This window comes from Shinella sp. JR1-6, from assembly GCF_004284735.1.
Taxonomy (GTDB): Bacteria; Pseudomonadota; Alphaproteobacteria; order Rhizobiales; family Rhizobiaceae; genus Shinella.
On sequence record NZ_SHMI01000123.1, the window covers coordinates 1 to 1,059 of the forward strand.

Here is a 1,059-nt window from a genome sequence, read left to right on the forward strand (position 1 = left end):
AATCTGCCAAGGTAATCAACCTTGGAGGGACCCCGTGCGAAGTTCGCGACAACGAGGCGCGCGTTGTATTTGTCGACATTTTCACGGAAAACCGGGTCAGCAATGGAACTGTTTGCGTATCCTTGGGAGCCCTGCATACCGATGCCGCAAATCCACCCATCGTCGAAGTCTCGACCAGATTGAGAATGGACCTGGGATTTGCCCAGGCGCTCCATGGCGTACTTGGCGAGCTTATAAACAGCGCCCTTCAGCCAGCCGACAAAGGTTCGGTGAACTGAGGTCATACCGTGCTCTCCCGAGCTTCCGCTCTCTTGGATGGTTTGCGGCTATTCCCAAACAGATCTGGGCGTCTCACAGCCATGAAAACCCTCACCTGCTCCGCAGTTTCAGGCCAAATCCTGCCGCCGGACCTCAGACGCTCGATGAGGCGCCCATTGCTGGCTGCGAGTATGCCGAAGCGATGCTCGCCGATTTTCTCAGCCTGCAGAAAGCGGTCGATATCGGAAAGGAGTTCGTTGTTCATGAGGAGGAAGTATACACGCTATCGCGTGCATTGCAATACACGCCATAACGTTCGAGCGCAGATTTGTGGCGCGTGATACGAAATGAGGATGAGTGAAGAGTGGAAAGAACGGCTTCGTGAGATGGTTGATGCGGATGGACGCAGCAAGCGCGCCCTCGGCAAAGCCACGGGGTATGGAGAAAATTACGTCCAACAAATCCTGAAGGACGACAAAGAGCCGTCGTTCACTCGCCTCGCCAAGGTTCTATCAGTTCTCGGACCGCGCGCTACAATTTACGTGATTTCCGGCGCGCTGAACGACACGGGAGCGCAGCTTAGATCTGCGCTCCTGGCTCATGGGGTTGATCACACCGATCTGCCTGCCGTGATGAAGGCTATCAGCGGCTTCGTTTCGGAGACCGACGACGGGCAATCACCACCAGACCGTCCTCATGATCAACCTGAATCCGCCAGTCTCCACCGTGCAAAATCGCCATAGCGATTGAGATTTCAGCAGCTTTTCGTTTGATGACGGTCTCCATCTCCTCTTCGGTCTT

At 55.1% G+C, this 1,059-nt stretch carries 2 protein-coding genes; one reads left to right on the plus strand and one right to left on the minus strand.

What is annotated here, in order from left to right; genetic code table 11:
• On the minus strand, positions 1-284 hold a 284-nt coding region (locus EXZ48_RS34675; RefSeq protein ID WP_130521618.1), incomplete at its 3' end, for a hypothetical protein.
• A 360-nt stretch (positions 285-644) separates the two neighbouring features.
• On the opposite strand from EXZ48_RS34675, the gene EXZ48_RS36065 reads away from it, so the two are divergent.
• Positions 645-1,001: a helix-turn-helix domain-containing protein gene (locus tag EXZ48_RS36065; RefSeq protein WP_371687697.1), complete on the plus strand. Its 357-nt coding sequence runs from the start codon at positions 645-647 to the stop codon at positions 999-1,001.
• Positions 1,002-1,059: the final 58 nt, after the last annotated feature.

What these genes read in the sequence shown, in the direction of transcription:
- EXZ48_RS36065 (WP_371687697.1), top strand. Translation starts at nt 645, where the DNA reads ATGGTTGATGCGGATGGACGCAGCAAGCGCGCCCTCGGCAAAGCCACG.